This is a genomic window from Mucilaginibacter lappiensis (genome assembly GCF_050433765.1).
Lineage (GTDB): Bacteria > Bacteroidota > Bacteroidia > Sphingobacteriales > Sphingobacteriaceae > Mucilaginibacter > Mucilaginibacter lappiensis_A.
This window is the reverse complement of record NZ_JBNPWP010000015.1, coordinates 21,335-35,454: the sequence shown is the minus strand read 5'-3', so window position 1 is coordinate 35,454 and position 14,120 is coordinate 21,335. Positions and strand designations below refer to the sequence as shown.

The window sequence follows — 14,120 nt, the reverse complement described above, 5'->3', positions numbered from 1 at the left end:
GGGCCTGAAATTTCAGGCCCTTTTCTTTATGAATATGTTAATCAAAAACTCCCCCTTTAGGGGGCTGGGGGCCCTTACCTCCAAGCTTTATATTGATTGATCAAACCGTTGGTTGATGAATCATGGCTGCTGATCTCACTGTTGTCTTTTAATTCGGGTAATATTTTACCCGCCAGTTGTTTACCTAATTCCACACCCCATTGGTCAAAGCTGTAAATGTTCCAGATAATGCCCTGTACAAATATTTTATGCTCATACATGGCTATCAATGAGCCTAAGCTGTGTGGGGTTATTTTTTTAAGCAGGAACGAGTTTGTAGGCCTGTTGCCTTCAAAAACCTTAAACGGTGCAATGGCTGCTATTTCCGCGTCAGATTTACCTGCGGCTTTTAATTCGGCAATTACTTCTTCCTCTGTTTTGCCGTTCATCAGGGCTTCGGTTTGGGCGAAGAAATTTGACAGCAACATGTTATGGTGCTCACCAAGCGGATTGTGCGATTGTGCGGGGGCTATAAAATCGGCAGGGATCAGTTTAGTGCCCTGGTGTATCAGCTGGTAAAACGCGTGCTGTCCGTTGGTGCCCGGTTCGCCCCAGATGATAGGGCCGGTTTGATATTCCACGTGTTTGCCATTACGGTCTACATGTTTACCGTTGCTCTCCATATCGCCTTGTTGAAAGTAAGCGGCAAAGCGGTGCATGTATTGATCATATGGTAAAATGGCGTTGGTTTCGGCCTCAAAAAAGTTGTTGTACCAAATGCCAAGCAGCCCCAGTGTAACTGGGATGTTCTGTTCAAACTCCGCGGTCCTGAAATGTTCATCAGTGGCATGGGCTCCTTCTAACAGTTCAACAAAATTGTCAAAACCTATGCTTAAAGCTATAGAAAGGCCAATAGCGCTCCATAAAGAGTAGCGGCCACCAACCCAATCCCAAAACTCAAACATGTTTTTGGTATCGATGCCGAATTTTTCGACAGCGGCAGCATTGGTTGATAAGGCAGCAAAGTGTTTGGCCACATCAGCTTCGGTTGCTCCGGCGGCTAAAAACCAGTCGCGCGCGCTATGGGCATTGCCCATGGTTTCCTGGGTAGTAAATGTTTTTGACGCGATCAGGAAAAGCGTGGTTTCAGGATCAACCTCTTTTAGGGTTTCGGCTATATGCGTTCCATCCACGTTGGATACAAAGTGCAGGTTCAGGTGATTTTTGTAAGCCTTTAATGCTTCGGTCACCATTACAGGGCCCAGGTCTGAACCGCCAATTCCTATGTTTACTACATCGGTAATTGGTTTGCCGGTATAGCCTTTCCAGGAGCCCGATATAATGGCGTGGCTAAACTCCTTCATGTGTTCAAGCACTTTATTTACATCGGGCATCACATCTTTGCCATCAACATAAATTGGTTTATTGCTACGGTTACGTAAGGCGATATGCAGCACCGGACGGCCTTCTGTAGCGTTGATTTTTTCGCCTGAAAACATGGCTTCAATTGCCTCATTTACCGAACATTCCTTAGCCAACTGTATCAGCAGGGCAATAGTTTGCTCATCAATACGGTTTTTGGAATAATCGAGTAAAATGTCCTCAAATTGGATGGAGAATTTTTTAAATCGCTGATTATCAGTGTCAAATAATTCTTTCAGACTTTTTGATACAATATCAATGTAATGGTCTGTTAAATATTTATAAGACTGGGTGGTGGTAAAATCTGTATTTGGCAGCATAATTGAGTAGTTTTTTACAAAAGTAAGAAGTTAATTGTTGGCTGGATGTTAAATTCAAAACTAACAAATCTTCGTGTTATTTTAACACTGCATACATAGTGTTTGTTTTACACCAAAAAATTACGATAATTTTAAAAATATTTGACAATTGTTTTGATATTTAAAATAATTATTTAATATATTTGTCTTGTTGGTAATCAAATAAGCGATTTATCATCAATTTGTAAATTAACACATATAAAAATACGGGCCATGTTTGAGAAACTTTTTTTGCTTGTAAAAAATAACGCCGGGACGGCTGTTGTTAACAACCCTGTAATTCCTGTAAAACATCACGATGCAGTAATGATTGAAGCTTCAAGTTCGATTATTGAGGTTTTAAAGGGCCAGATGGAAAATGGTAAGTTGAAAGAACTGATAAAGTACTTTCAATCGTCAGGTATTTACAATCATTCATTAGTTTCGAGCATAGTTAACAGGTTTGCTAATCGGTTAAATACCTTTTATCATATTGATCCTATACATGCCCTAGAAATCGCAAATGGGCTAATACCCAAGGTGATGCAAGAATTGGTAAAAGCGTCAAAAAGCGAACAGATTAAAGAATTTGGATTAACTAACATGCTAACCAAGCTAAATGGTAACCGTGCAGACCTGAGTTTGCTGGTTAACAAACTAATGGTTGCTTAAAATATTATAATCTATACCTTGTAAGGCCTGCAAATTGATAAACAATTTGCAGGCCTTTTTATTTAAGCCGATTATCAAATTGTATATATTTGCCAAATGACTAAAGAACAGATTCTGGATTTAAGGGATAGAGCAGCTTCCCTGAGGAGGCATCTTTGACATCGACAAGAAGCTTGAACAATTACAAATAGAACAGGAAATAACTGTTGGCCCGCATTTTTGGGATCACCCCAAAGAGGCCGAAAAGGTGCTGGCATCCATCAAAGTAAAAAAAGTATGGACCGATGAATTTCAGAAAGTAGTATCGATAATTGAAGATACCGGTGTACTATTTGAGTTTTACCAGGGCGGCGACGCTACTGAGGTCGAAATGCAGGAGCAATACAACATAGCGATAAAAGCGGTAGAGGAACTGGAGTTTAAAAACATGCTCTCGGCCGAAGAAGACCAATTTCATGCTGTATTGCAAATTACAGCTGGTGCCGGCGGTACCGAAAGCTGCGACTGGGCAGGTATGCTGATGCGTATGTACATTATGTGGGGCGAAAAGAACGGTTATAAAGTGACCGAACAGGATTATCAGCCCGGTGATGTGGCTGGCGTTAAAACCGTAACCCTGCAGTTGGAAGGCGATTTTGCTTATGGCTATTTAAAAGGCGAAAACGGTGTTCACCGGTTGGTGAGGGTATCGCCGTTTGATGCCAATGCCAAGCGCCATACTTCGTTTGCATCGGTGTATGTTTACCCATTGGTTGATGATACTATTGAGATTGATGTAAATCCGGCTGATATTGAATTTGAAACCTTCCGCTCGGGTGGTGCCGGTGGGCAGAACGTGAACAAGGTAGAAACCGCGGTGCGTTTATACCACAAACCTTCGGGCATTATTATCAAAAACCAGGAATCACGTTCGCAGCTTCAAAATAAAGACAATGCCATCCGTTTATTAAAATCGCAGTTGTACGAAATTGAGATGCGTAAACGAATGGAGATCAGCAATACCATTGAAGGCAACAAAAAGAAAATAGAGTGGGGATCACAGATCCGTAACTACGTACTCCACCCATATAAACTGGTGAAAGACCTGCGTACCGATCATGAAACATCAAACGCGCAAGCTGTACTTGACGGCGAGCTTAACGAATTTTTAAAAGCATACCTGATGGAATTTGGCGGACCTAAAAGCTAAATTTGAATATACAGGTCATCCCGAATTTATTTCGGGATCCCACATGCAAAGTCGCCGATAGGCATGGTGTACACATGTCATGTGAGGTGCTGAAACAAGTTCAGCATGACATTCTTATTTAAATGATATATAATTATTACAAAAAAAACGGCGCTGCATTATGCAACGTCGTTTTTTGTTTCGGGTAGAAATTGTAATTTGCCCATCCATTATAACCTGATACAACCTGATCTATGAAAACCATTTTATCCGCTTTTATTTTGTCTATTGCAATAACTACGGCTTACAGCCAGGAAAAATCAATCCCGCTTTATCCCAATGGCGTACCTAACTCAAAACCCACACCCGCAACTTATATCGAGAAAACAGATAAGAATTCCTGGATAACACAAGTAAGTCAGCCCACACTTACGTCGTATTTACCGGCTAAAGGCACAGCAAACGGCACCGCGATTGTTGTTTGTCCTGGTGGTAGTTATGCGGGTTTGGCTTCGGCACATGAAGGCACTGCTGTAGCGCAGGAATTTAATAAAATAGGGGTTACAGCCTTTGTGTTAAAATATCGCCTGCCAAGTGACAATATTATGCAGGATAAATCTATCGGCCCGCTACAGGATGCACAAACAGCTATACAAATGGTGCGCAAACATGCTGCCGAGTGGGGAATTGATCCTAATAAGATAGGTATCATTGGTTTTTCGGCAGGGGGACACCTGGTGTCAACAGCCGGTACGCATTTTGATAAACCCGTAAATGAAAATAAAGATATCAGCGTTCGTCCCGATTTTATGATGCTCATTTACCCGGTAATAACTTTTGGCGAACAGGCTCACGTGGGTTCAAGAGAAAACCTGATTGGCAAAACACCATCGGCAGCGCAAGTGGAATTATACTCGAACGAGAAACAAATTACTGCCAACACGCCACCCACCTTTTTAGTACATGCCGAGGATGATAAAACTGTACCGGTGCAAAACAGCCTGATGTTTTACGATGCCCTGCTCAAAAATCATGTAAAAGCCGAAATGCACCTGTTTCAGGAAGGCGGCCATGGCTTTGGCTTAAACAATTCCAAAAATAAAGGCAAATGGTTCGACTGGGCTACAGCCTGGTTAGATGAGAATGGATTTTTGAAAGGGAAGTAATTGATAAGTCTGGCTGGTTTCACCGGGGGGCTCTACTCCAATATCCCCAACAACTCGTTCAATTCATCAACTTTATCCATAGAGCCTAAATTTTCGTAGGCGCTTATCAGGTTTCGGAGTACCCGTTTTATGATGTCGGTATTGGAGCAGGGTTCGTAAAATTGCTTATCGAACTTAAGGTTAAGCTGTTTCAGGAACATATCCACATCGCGGCGGCCAAATATAAACCCCTTGTTAAAGGCATTAATATAAAACAATATGCCGCTTTCAAACACGCTTTGCTGGCTTTCGTCAAGGTAAGCTAAAATGAAATGCTGGGGCAGATTTACGCCATATACGGGGATATCCAGTTTTTGGGCAACAATAGAGTAAATGATGGCCAACGATATCTGGTTGCCTTTTTTAGTCTCCAGCACCTGGCTCAGGTAGCTGTTTTGCGGGTCGAGGTGATTGGAGGTATTACCGCTAAAACCATATATATTGTAAAAAACATGATTAATGAGCTTTATCTGCTCTTTGGGACTGGCCTCATGCATCATTTGTATCCAGATGTCGCGTTTAATGGTCTCCACCTGGTTAACTATTTTTTGCTCGTCAAGATCGGGGTATTGGTAACGGTTAATGATCAGTATACCCTGCAGCAGGTCGAAGGCGCCGCTTTGGTGCCAAAGTTTTAAATCGTTTTTAAGTGTACCGAACTGAATTTCATGTACCAGGTTGGCTATGCGCTCCTGTTGTATGGCGTCAAAAGCCTGCTCAAACGCGGTTTCAAGAAAGGCGATTGCCTCAACACCGTACGATAGCAATTTATCATGCACGTGCTCATATATCTCACTATCAGGGTCGTCAAGTAAGCGGATCAGGGAGTTTACTTCTGTCGGATTTATCATACACTGTAACGCTAAAATACTAAACCTTTATTTATTTTTACAGCGATGTTAAATTTTAGGTTCGTTAAGGATTACCTTTTACACCGCCTTAAGGCAAAAAACAGACACGGCTTGCACTCTCCGTTTGTTTACAAGCTGGTTGATTCAGTTATTTACGATTATACCGACTCAAAAGTATATCAGGAGATTGAAAATATCCGCAAGAAATTACTTGTTGACAATCGTGTGATAACCATAACCGATCTGGGTGCGGGTTCGCACCTTAATAATAAACGGCAAAAGCAGGTAAAGCGTATTGCTGCCAATGCCTTAAAACAACCAAAACTGGCGCAATTGCTTTACCGGTTGGCAGCTCATTTTAAACCGCGTAATATTATTGAACTGGGCACCTGTCTGGGCATTACCACCCTTTATCTGCAAAAGGCCGCTCCGGATGCCCATGTGTATACCATGGAAGGCTGCCCCCAAACGGCTGGAGTTGCCAAAGAAACATTTAAACAGGCCGGCTTGGATGCCGTTGAGCTGATAACCGGTAATTTTGATGATAACCTGCCAGGGGTGATCAATAACCTTGACCAGCTTGATTTTATTTTTGTTGATGGTAACCATCAAAAAGATGCCACCCTGAAATATTTTGAATGGTGCCTGCCCAAAGTACATGAAGATACCCTGCTCATTTTCGATGACATTTACTGGAGCGAAGGTATGAAGGAAGCCTGGGCGCAGATCAAGGCGCACCCCCAGGTTACTGTAACGGTAGATTTGTTTTGGATTGGCCTGGTGTTCTTTAAATCGGGCCGGGTGAAGGAAGACTTTTTGATCAGGTATTAAATAGATCAGGGAAATTAGAGCAAGGAGTAAGGATTTTGCGCCCGCTCAGGGTTTCCTTAACGGCACACCGTGCCATAGCCTATGTTATTACCTTAATTAACGTATAATTGTAATATGCGTATTGCTTTAAAAATCATACTCGGACTAATTGTATTTGGCTTTATTGGGGGATGCATATATTTTGTAGGTGGTGTTAGCGCTACATACCCCGCCAATCAGGAAATACGATTGCAATGGAAGTGTTGAACAGTTTGGAAGCGCGATACAAAGGATGGCCCTTTCTGATTCCGGTATAAATTTGAAAATATCACGGCGGGATAGTAGTCGTGCTGATGACAGCGGCAGAGATATGGTTATTAAAATTAAAAGAGATACCATTAATGTTTTGTATGACTTAGTTTGTGATGAAGAAACAGGTCAAACTGAGATCAAACTTGTTGGTGCGCACAATTACAATAATACAGTTGGAGGTTACAGAACAGAGGATACCGGTGTAAAAGAGTTTCTGAATTATTTTGAAAATGATTTTTTAGATAAATTAAACAAGCAACAAGGCATAACTTTAAATCCGGATAAATCCTTTTTGGGGAATTTCTCTCTATACTGAAAATTGCTCACTCCCCCTTCAGGGGGTCGGGGGGCTTAAAACGCCTGTCCTAATCCCACATAAAAACCGCTTTGCCTGGCTTCTCCCGCAACTTTTTGACCAATGCCATAGTCGGCACGGATGCTGAGTCCTTTTTCTATATCAAAAAAGTAACGCAGACCACCGCCGTAATTAGGCTTCAGTTCGCTAAAGCTAAAATCTTTATTAAAAACTTCACCGGTACCTATAAAACCAACCACGCCAATGCGCTCGCTCAGGCGGTAGCGCAGTTCGGTTTGGCCAACTGTAAGGTTGCGGTCGCGATAACGGCCATTATAGTATCCGCGCATAATTTCGTCATTGCCCATAGTAGGCAGCAGGAAAAATGGCGATTGCCCGCCAATCAGGCTTTGGTCCTGTATGTCTATCCCCAGTACCAGCTTTTTACTCAAAGAAAAGAACTGAGTGTACTCTATATTAAAAAAGCCGCCTTTATAATCAAAACCGGATATGCCTTTGATCAACTGCAGCGAACTGCTGATGAGTGCACCACGGGTTGTATAGGTATTATTATTTCTGCTGTCAAAAATAAGGCTTGGGCCAATATATACACTTGTACCTCCGTCTCTGAACTGTACCCGGGGATCTGTATAAAAAATACTGTTGGGCTGGCCATCGCTAAAGCTGTAATGGTCACCGCCGGCAACAAGGCCCACATAAAAATTATCTGCTACCTTTTTTTCGGCGCCAAAATTTACTTTAACCCGTTTTTGGCCAATACGGTCGGTATTGGCTTTGAGCGTATTATTGCCTATACCGTAAAAATCAAAAGGGAAATTAATATAGCTTATACCTGCGGTAATATGATATTCATTTTGTGGTGTCCAGTAGCTGGTGCTCAGGCTTAACCTGTTTTGCCCTTTGGTAGTAATGGTGGCATAACCAAATACGTTGGATACCCTGGTGTTGGCGCTCACGGTATCAGTATAAAAGGAGTATAATCCGGCGCCGCCGGCCTCAAGCCCGGTTTCGGGAGCCGAACTTAATACGGGTAAAATAACAAAGCTGCTTTTCTTGGTAGTATCCTTATCAAAATACATTTTCCTGATAAATTTTGGCAGGAGATGCGTTTGCGAAAAAGCGGTTTGAGCACCAATAAATATTAATAGTGTAGTTATTATTTTTTTCATAGGTAGTAGGCCGCAAATATAAAGATTTATAGATGTGCGGATGAGGGGATTTCAAATGTGTAGCTGATTTTGTCTGAACCAGGATTTTTCGGATTAATGGATTATCATGATTTTAATAATTGCATATCAAATCCATTAATCCAAAAAATCTGTTTAATCCCGGTTCAGATAATCTGCACATCTAAAATTTGCATATCCGCACATCGTAAAAATGTCTACTTTTGTGCCGAATTTTATTGATACACTATGAGCATCACAAGAGGACCTATTTCGCAGTTTATTGAAAAAAACTACCTGCACTTTAACTCAGCAGCATTAATGGATGCCGCGAAAGGATATGAAACGCACCTTGACGAAGGCGGTAAAATGATGGTTACCCTTGCGGGCGCTATGAGTACGGCCGAGCTGGGTATTTCACTGGCCGAGATGATCCGCCAGGATAAGATCGCCATCATATCATGCACAGGAGCCAATTTAGAAGAGGATATTATGAACCTGGTAGCGCACTCGCACTACAAAAGGGTACCTAATTACCGCGACCTGAGTCCGCAGGAAGAGTGGGACCTGCTCGAAAATCATTATAACCGTGTTACCGATACCTGTATCCCGGAGGAAGAGGCTTTCCGCCGTTTGCAAAAACATATCCACAAAATATGGAAGGATGCCGAAGATGCGGGCGAGCGATACTTTCCGCACGAGTACATGTACAAAATTTTACTAAGCGGCGAGCTGGAGCAGTATTATGAAATTGATCCTAAAAATTCATGGATGCTGGCCGCTGCAGAAAAAAACCTGCCTATTGTTGTACCCGGATGGGAAGACAGCACCATGGGCAATATATTTGCATCCTATATTATTAAAGGTGAGCTAAAGGCATCAACCATGAAAAGTGGTATTGAATATATGGCCTGGCTTGCCGACTGGTATACCAAAAACTCATCAGGCAAGGGAATTGGTTTCTTCCAGATAGGCGGTGGTATAGCAGGCGATTTCCCGATATGCGTGGTACCTATGCTTTACCAGGATATGGAGATGCACGATGTTCCGTTCTGGAGTTACTTTTGCCAAATATCAGATTCAACAACCTCATATGGTTCTTATTCTGGCGCTGTACCGAACGAAAAAATAACCTGGGGCAAACTGGATATACATACGCCTAAGTTTATTGTAGAGAGCGACGCGACAATTGTAGCTCCCCTTATATTTGCCTGGATATTAAAACAATAATTGAAATTTTCAATAAGAAAGTAAGACAATCAGTAATCCGAAAAAATACATCATCAGTCAAAAAGCCCTCCTGTATTGTTTAAAGGGCTTTTTGTAATTATTTAGAACGATTATAAATTATACGTTACTGTCATTTATGTGTCAGCGATACTGTAATAAATTTTACTTTTGTGCCTGTAAATATCAGATGGTGCATACATCTTTACAGCGGTTTAAAACATTAATATAAAAATTATTTAGCATAAATACACTTTATGAGAAGTTTCTCATTGATTCTTAAACAATTCTCAAGGTCGGTTTTACTGATTGCCGGGTTTGCTTTTTGGGGTTTTTCAAATGCTTATGCTCAAGCCGATGTGGCAAAAGGCGAAGCGATTTTCAAATCCAAATGTACTACCTGTCACAAGATCGATCAGCAATTAATTGGTCCTGCGCTTGGTCCGCAACTTACTCAGGAAACGGATGACAAGTATCTTACTCAGTGGATACAGAACAACCAGGCCCTGATCGCTGCTAAAAACCCTAAGGCTTTAGCAATTTACAATAAGTTTAACCAGGCAGGCATGACGGTGTTTACCGAGCTTTCTGACGGTGATGTAGGCAATATTTTAGCCTATGTACGCGGTGAGTACAAAGCTATGCAGGAAAAACCCGCCGCCGGAGCTGCTGGAGCTAATGCACCGGCTGCAGAAACTGGACCGAGCAGCATGGTTATATGGGGCTTAATTGTTGTTATCATTATCGCATTTATTGTAATACTGGTATTAAACAAGGTAGTAGCCACTTTAGAGCGCCTGCTGTTAAAAGGTAAAGGTGTTGTTATTGAAGAAGAGGCTGGCGAAGTTGATGAGCATGGCGTTGCTACTGATAAGAAAAAAGAGCTTATTAAGGCGATCCTTAAAAATAAGAAACTGGTATTCTTTATACTGGTATGTGGTACTATTGCAATGGGCAGCTGGGGCTGGGTTACTTTGTGGAACACTAACGTGCACACAGGTTACCAACCGGTACAACCTATTAAATACTCGCATGAGTTACATGCCGGTACCATGAAAATTGATTGTCAGTATTGCCACTCAGGTGCTTACAAATCAAAAAATGCTTCCATACCATCATTAAACGTTTGTATGAACTGCCACAAGGTTGTTAAAACCGAGTCGCCTGAGATTCATAAAATATATGATGCTTTGGGATACGATCCTAAAACACAGAAGTATGACAGCACAGCGGCTAAACCGATTCAATGGATCAGGGTTCATAACCTGCCAGATCTGGCTTACTTTAACCACTCACAACACGTAAAGGTTGGTGGTATTAAATGCCAAAGCTGTCATGGACCGGTTGAAACCATGAAAGAGGTTTACCAATACTCACCGCTTACCATGAAATGGTGTATACAGTGCCACAAACGTACCGAAGTTAACGGTAAAGGAAACGCTTACTACGATAGCATACTTGCTGCTCACGATAAGATCAAGAAGGGCGAGAAAGTTACTGCCGCGGTATTAGGTGGTATTGAGTGCGGTAAATGTCACTATTAATAAATAAGAATTTTTGCATTACAGTTTATATAGCTTAAATGGACAGCAATAAAAAATACTGGAAAGGTTTAGAAGAACTAAACAGAACACCAGAATTTGTTGAGAAAAATAAAAACGAATTTGCCGAGCCAATTCCAATTGAGGAAGTGCTTAGTGGTGATGGTTTATCAGCTAAAACTCCGCGCCGCGACTTTTTAAAGGCGCTTGGCTTTGGTGTTGGTGCGGTAACCCTGGCTGCTTGTCAACGCGTGCCGGTACATAAATCAATCCCATACCTTATAAAACCTGAAGAGGTTACACCTGGTGTTGCCAACTACTATTCTTCAACTTATGAAGGACAGGCTATATTGGTTAAAACACGTGAAGGTCGCCCTATTAAAGTTGAAGGTAACCCTAATGATGTTTTTTCAAAAGGCGGTTTAAGTGCGCAGGCCCAGGCTTCGGTATTGGACCTGTATGATGTAAATCGTTTAAAAGATCCAAAATTAAATGGCACCGATGCCGGCTGGACCGAAATTGATGCTTTTGTGATCAAAGAACTTGCCGCTATTAAAGCAGCTGGCAAAAACATCCGCTTAGTAACATCAACTATTAACAGCCCATCTACTTTAGCGGTTATTGCCGATTTTATTACGGCTTATCCAACTGCTAAACATATTACTTACGACGCTATATCTTATACAGGTATTATACAGGCTAACCAAAATAGCTTTGGTAAAGCGGTATTACCTCATTACAATTTTGATAAGGCCGATGTAATTGTAAGCTTTGGCGCTGATTTCCTTGGAACATGGATCTCGGGCGAGGAGTTTACCCGCCAGTATGTATCAAACCGTAACAATAAATCGCTTGTAAACAAAAAGATGTCGCGCCACATCCAGTTTGAAAGTGGTATGAGCTTAACCGGTACCAATGCCGACGTTCGTATCCCAATCAAACCATCAGAAGAAGGTATCGCGCTGATCAGTCTTTACAATGCCATTTCAGGTACTACTTTACCAGGTTCAAAAAAACTAACAAATAAATCAGCAGATAACGCAATAACTATCGCGGCAAAAGAATTAGTAGCTGCCAAAGGAAAAGCTTTAGTTGTTGCAGGTTCAAATGATGTAGCTACACAGATTTTGGTTAATGCCATCAACTCCCAATTGGGCAGCTATGGTACTACCATTGATCTGGATAACCCATCAAAACAGTATGCTGGTAACGATGCTGAGTTTGTTGAGTTTGTAAATGAATTGAACCGTGGCGACGTAGCAGCAGTATTATTCCTGAATGTTAACCCTGCTTACGATTACTTTAAAGGGGCTGATTTTAAAGCCGCGCTTAACAAAGTGCGTTTAAAAGTATCATTTGCTGATCATAACGACGAAACAGCCGGATTATCAAATGTAATTGCGCCAAACCATCATTACCTGGAATCATGGGGTGATGCCAATGCGCTTGAAGGTTACTATACCGTTGTACAGCCAACCATTAACCCGGTTTACAACACCCGCCAGGCTGAGCATAGCTTATTAATATGGTCTGATAATGCTGTTAAGGATTATTACACCTATGTACGTAATAACTGGAACACTAACCTGCTTCCAAAAGGTGGTTTATCTGGCCAAAAAGGCTGGGAAACCGTGCTGCAAACAGGTTTCATCCAAACACCGGCTAATACACCGGGTACTTATACCTTTAACCGCGATTTAAACGGTGTTGCGCAAACTATTTTAAGCCACAGCAGCTCACTTACTGCTCCTGATGGTAAATACGAATTACAGGTTTATCAATCTCAGGCAATTGGCGATGGTAAGCGCGCTAACAACCCATGGTTACAGGAATTGCCTGATCCGGTATCGAAAGTTACCTGGGACAACTATGCTGCTATTTCTGTTGCCGATATCAAGAAGTTGAAACTGCAGGAAGGTGATGTAATTAAAGTTGAAGCTAATGGCTATACCGTTGATGTACCTGTATTGGCTCAACCAGGCCAGGCCCAGGGAACCATCTCCATAGCACTTGGTTACGGCCGTACAAATGCTGGTCCGGTAGGTGATAATGTAGGTAAAAACGCATTCCCTTTCTACAGCTTCCGTAACGGAACATTCCAAACCACCGCGGTTTCATCATTTAAGGATACAGGTATTAAATCGCCGCTTGCGCAAACACAAACCCACCACTCTTATGAGGGTCGCAGTGTAATACGTGAAGCCACATTTACTGAATACAAAAAGAATCCTGCCGCGCACAGCGGAAACGAGGGCAGCCATAAAGACTACGATAAAGAAAGCTTATGGGATATACCAAGCCATGACCGCCCTGTTTATGACTGGGTTATGGCTATTGACCTTAACGCCTGTACCGGTTGTGGCGCCTGCGTAGTAGCTTGTAACGCTGAAAACAACATCCCTGTAGTAGGTAAAGACGAAGTACGCCGCCGCCGCGAAATGCACTGGATACGTATTGACCGTTATTACAGCTACAAAGAAGAAGGTAAAGCAGAATCAGTTACTGAAGAGTATGAAATTGCCAAACTGGATAACTTTGATAATGTAACAGTAGTACACCAGCCAATGCTTTGCCAGCACTGTGATCACGCTCCTTGCGAAACAGTTTGCCCGGTATTGGCTACCGTTCACTCATCAGAAGGTTTAAACCAAATGGCATACAACCGTTGTGTAGGTACACGTTATTGCGCAAATAACTGCCCATACAAAGTACGCCGCTTTAACTGGTTTAACTACTGGAACGATTCACGTTTTGATAACTACCTGAACAATGAGCATACACAATTGGTATTAAATCCTGATGTTGTAACCCGTTTCCGTGGGGTAATGGAAAAATGCTCTATGTGCGTTCAACGTATACAAGCTGGTAAATTAAAAGCTAAAATTGAAAAACGCCCGCTTAAAGATGGCGAGATCAAAGTTGCTTGTCAGCAAACCTGTTCAGCAAACGCTATTGTTTTCGGTAACAGGAATGACCCTAACTCGGAAGTTTCAAAAGCATTGAAGAGCGAAAGAACTTACTATGTGCTTGAAGAATTAAACGTACAGCCAGGTATAGGTTACCAGGTAAAAGTTAGAAACGTATCTGAATTAGAGGCTTAAAATTTTTATATA

The 14,120-nt window shown here is 41.9% G+C and carries 11 protein-coding genes; 8 read left to right on the top strand and 3 right to left on the bottom strand.

Annotated elements, in window-relative coordinates; translation table 11 throughout:
* Positions 1–74: 74 nt before the first annotated feature.
* Positions 75–1,721, bottom strand: coding sequence for a glucose-6-phosphate isomerase (gene pgi / locus M2273_RS29310; protein WP_429401708.1), 1,647 nt, complete (start codon positions 1,719–1,721; stop codon positions 75–77).
* 252 nt (positions 1,722–1,973) lie between these two features.
* Here pgi and M2273_RS29305 point away from each other — a divergent pair, with 252 nt between their 5' ends.
* The 3 genes from M2273_RS29305 to M2273_RS29295 all read left to right on the top strand — a co-directional run bounded on the left by M2273_RS29305 (position 1,974) and on the right by M2273_RS29295 (position 4,745).
* A complete protein-coding gene (locus M2273_RS29305) occupies positions 1,974–2,411 on the top strand; it encodes a hypothetical protein (protein ID WP_429401706.1) in 438 nt (145 codons plus the stop codon).
* A gap of 96 nt (positions 2,412–2,507) precedes the next feature.
* Positions 2,508–3,600 (top strand): peptide chain release factor 2 gene (gene prfB / locus M2273_RS29300; protein WP_429401704.1). Its coding sequence is split into 2 segments (ribosomal slippage): positions 2,508–2,567 and positions 2,569–3,600, totalling 1,092 coding nucleotides; the frame shifts between segments, so codons are not numbered across the junction.
* A gap of 233 nt (positions 3,601–3,833) precedes the next feature.
* On the top strand, positions 3,834–4,745 hold the full coding sequence (locus M2273_RS29295; protein ID WP_429401702.1) for an alpha/beta hydrolase: 912 nt from the start codon (positions 3,834–3,836) through the stop codon (positions 4,743–4,745).
* 32 nt (positions 4,746–4,777) lie between these two features.
* On the opposite strand, the gene M2273_RS29290 is transcribed toward M2273_RS29295, so the two are convergent.
* Positions 4,778–5,635: a transglutaminase-like domain-containing protein gene (locus tag M2273_RS29290; RefSeq protein WP_429401701.1), complete on the bottom strand. Its 858-nt coding sequence runs from the start codon at positions 5,633–5,635 to the stop codon at positions 4,778–4,780.
* 45 nt (positions 5,636–5,680) lie between these two features.
* On the opposite strand from M2273_RS29290, the gene M2273_RS29285 reads away from it, so the two are divergent.
* The gene (locus M2273_RS29285) at positions 5,681–6,466 is read left to right on the top strand and encodes an O-methyltransferase (RefSeq protein WP_429401699.1); all 786 of its coding nucleotides are present in this window, start codon (positions 5,681–5,683) and stop codon (positions 6,464–6,466) included.
* Between the two features lie 271 nt (positions 6,467–6,737).
* Positions 6,738–7,073, top strand: a complete 336-nt coding sequence (locus M2273_RS29280) for a hypothetical protein (protein ID WP_429401697.1) — start codon at positions 6,738–6,740, stop codon at positions 7,071–7,073.
* A gap of 35 nt (positions 7,074–7,108) precedes the next feature.
* Here the strand turns inward: M2273_RS29280 and M2273_RS29275 are convergent, their stop codons facing one another.
* Positions 7,109–8,242: a BamA/TamA family outer membrane protein gene (locus M2273_RS29275; RefSeq protein ID WP_429401696.1), complete on the bottom strand. Its 1,134-nt coding sequence runs from the start codon at positions 8,240–8,242 to the stop codon at positions 7,109–7,111.
* Positions 8,243–8,488: 246 nt separating this feature from the next.
* On the opposite strand from M2273_RS29275, the gene M2273_RS29270 reads away from it, so the two are divergent.
* The 3 genes from M2273_RS29270 to M2273_RS29260 all read left to right on the top strand — a co-directional run bounded on the left by M2273_RS29270 (position 8,489) and on the right by M2273_RS29260 (position 14,108).
* On the top strand, positions 8,489–9,469 hold the full coding sequence (locus M2273_RS29270) for a deoxyhypusine synthase family protein (RefSeq protein WP_183563348.1): 981 nt from the start codon (positions 8,489–8,491) through the stop codon (positions 9,467–9,469).
* Between the two features lie 254 nt (positions 9,470–9,723).
* Positions 9,724–11,010: a cytochrome c3 family protein gene (locus M2273_RS29265; protein ID WP_429401694.1), complete on the top strand. Its 1,287-nt coding sequence runs from the start codon at positions 9,724–9,726 to the stop codon at positions 11,008–11,010.
* Positions 11,011–11,048: 38 nt separating this feature from the next.
* The gene (locus M2273_RS29260) at positions 11,049–14,108 is read left to right on the top strand and encodes a TAT-variant-translocated molybdopterin oxidoreductase (protein ID WP_429401692.1); all 3,060 of its coding nucleotides are present in this window, start codon (positions 11,049–11,051) and stop codon (positions 14,106–14,108) included.
* Positions 14,109–14,120 lie beyond the last annotated feature (12 nt).

Coding starts and splice junctions, on each gene's coding strand:
- M2273_RS29275 (WP_429401696.1), bottom strand. CDS start 8,242: ATGAAAAAAATAATAACTACACTATTAATATTTATTGGTGCTCAAACC.
- M2273_RS29270 (WP_183563348.1), top strand. CDS start 8,489: ATGAGCATCACAAGAGGACCTATTTCGCAGTTTATTGAAAAAAACTAC.
- M2273_RS29285 (WP_429401699.1), top strand. CDS start 5,681: ATGTTAAATTTTAGGTTCGTTAAGGATTACCTTTTACACCGCCTTAAG.
- M2273_RS29295 (WP_429401702.1), top strand. CDS start 3,834: ATGAAAACCATTTTATCCGCTTTTATTTTGTCTATTGCAATAACTACG.
- M2273_RS29305 (WP_429401706.1), top strand. CDS start 1,974: ATGTTTGAGAAACTTTTTTTGCTTGTAAAAAATAACGCCGGGACGGCT.
- M2273_RS29260 (WP_429401692.1), top strand. CDS start 11,049: ATGGACAGCAATAAAAAATACTGGAAAGGTTTAGAAGAACTAAACAGA.
- pgi (WP_429401708.1), bottom strand. CDS start 1,721: ATGCTGCCAAATACAGATTTTACCACCACCCAGTCTTATAAATATTTA.
- M2273_RS29265 (WP_429401694.1), top strand. CDS start 9,724: ATGAGAAGTTTCTCATTGATTCTTAAACAATTCTCAAGGTCGGTTTTA.
- M2273_RS29280 (WP_429401697.1), top strand. CDS start 6,738: ATGGCCCTTTCTGATTCCGGTATAAATTTGAAAATATCACGGCGGGAT.
- M2273_RS29290 (WP_429401701.1), bottom strand. CDS start 5,635: ATGATAAATCCGACAGAAGTAAACTCCCTGATCCGCTTACTTGACGAC.